This window comes from Nonomuraea cypriaca (genome assembly GCF_015645445.1).
In the GTDB taxonomy this organism is placed as follows: Bacteria; Actinomycetota; Actinomycetes; order Streptosporangiales; family Streptosporangiaceae; genus Nonomuraea; species Nonomuraea cypriaca.
This window is the reverse complement of the sequence record NZ_JADOGI010000493.1, coordinates 1-1,866: the sequence shown is the minus strand read 5'-3', so window position 1 is coordinate 1,866 and position 1,866 is coordinate 1. Positions and strand designations below refer to the sequence as shown.

Sequence of the window (1,866 nt, the reverse complement as noted above, 5' to 3'; positions counted from 1 at the left end):
GGGTGGCGACCGTGGTCCGGGGTTCCGTGAACGACCGTGGCGGGCTGGATGCGCCGGTGGTGGCGACGGCGCTGGTGGTCGCGTACCTCTTTGCGACGCCGTACATTCTGCCCTGGTATGACGGGCTGGCGTTCGGGATGCTGGCGTTGGTGGCGGCCTCGGCGCTGGACTGGTTCGTGGTCGTACACCTGCTGGCTCTGTCCCTGGCCTACCTGCCCGCGCGGGTCGAGGCGCCCGCGGAGCTCGAGTGGCTCAGGACCGTTGTCAGGCCTCAGATCGGGTGGGTGCTACTGGCCCTGACCGTGGCTCTGGTCGTGTGGGCGTGGCGAGCCGCAGGGCGCGAAGGCAGGCGGCCAGCGTCAGCGGGACCGCCACCGTCAGCGCCATAGCCGGGATGGCGATGCCGGAGTCGTTCATCAGGAAGCCGACGAAGGCGCAGGTCAGGGCGCCGAACAGGCCCGCCCGGAGAGTGGGGGCCAGCCGGTACGCCTGGCCGAGCGCGGAGGCGCCCCAGCGTGAGGGGCGCGCGAGCACCAGGAACAGGAAGGCCAGGGCGACCAGCGAGAGGAGGGTCAGCGACCAGTTTCCGACGGTCACGCCGATCATGGCGCTGAACTTGCGCCAGACGACGGTCCACGCCTGACCGTCGATGACCTGCTGCACGAACGTGCCCAGATGCGTGCGTTGTGTTTCGGGACGCAGCCAGTCGAACACAGAAAGCCCGCCCACCAGCACGGCCCCCACCAGGCCGACCAGCAGGAGCCGCAACACCGACACCCGCCGGCCGGACAGCAGGATGAGGAAGACGGCCAGCCCGATCACGAACGCCGGCACTCCGCCGAAGTCCGCCCCCCACGACGGCCACCCGTCCGCGAAGACCGCGAATCCCCCGTACAACCCACACAGCGTGACCACCACGACCCTGGACGAGCCCTTGTCGAGCAGCCACTGCGCCACTCCGGCCAGCCCCAGCACCGTGCCGGTGGCGTAGATGGCGAACGCGATGTTGCTGAAGCCGTAGAACCGTCCGCCGGTCACGGGCTCGTAGCCGGTTACGGCGTTCACCTGGAGCTTGGAGCCGGTCATGACGTCGATGAGCAGCGCGAGCGAGGTGACGGCGGCGACGACGGTGAGCGGGCCGAGCACATGGGCACGCCAGGGCCCGGCGAAGGCGACCGCGGTGATCAGTCCGGCGATGCCCACGATCGTCACGATCACGGAGAGCATCGGCACCGGCAGCGTCCACCACGGCACCAACTGGGCCAGGAAGGTGGAGACGGCGATGGCCCCGCTGACCACCGCGACGATCCGCACGGCCCGCAGGAGCTTGGAGGTGCCCGCGAAGGCTTGGATTTCCGGGACGTGAGGCGCGTCTTCGGTGGGGGCCGGGTCGGTGGTGTCGCGGGTGGAGCGGCGGCGGAGGGCCAGGGCGGCGAAGGCGTAGAAGAGGAGTTGGACGGTTACGAGGACGGTGAAGAACGGGCCTCGTACCTCGCGCAGGACCTGGCTGGCCAGGTCTCCGTCCGCGAGTTCCCTCACGGTTTCCGCCGGGGTGGCCGGGGCTTGGCCGCCTGGTTGCCAGGGGCGGCCGACCACCTCGCGCGGGGCGGGCAGGTCCAGGAGGCGGATGGCGGTGGCGGTGAGGTCGGTGATCGTGACCAGGGCTTCCTGGCGGGTGGAGGTCGCGGTGAGGAAGCCGTGCTCGTACGGGCGGTCGTCCGGGGACGGGCCGCGCGCGATCGCGACATGGAGGTGGGCGTTCGGGGTCACGTCGGAGACGCCGGCCAGCAGGATCGTGGTGTCCGGTGGCAGCTTGCCGATGAGGGCGCCGATCTGCGCGTCCGCCTCGGTCACGGCCGCCTGGCG

The 1,866-nt window shown here is 70.9% G+C and carries 1 protein-coding gene; it reads right to left on the bottom strand.

The window, feature by feature from the left end:
- Window positions 1-264: 264 nt before the first annotated feature.
- The coding region (locus tag ITP53_RS55150; RefSeq protein WP_195903447.1) for a hypothetical protein at window positions 265-1,866 on the bottom strand (1,602 nt) is incomplete at its 5' end.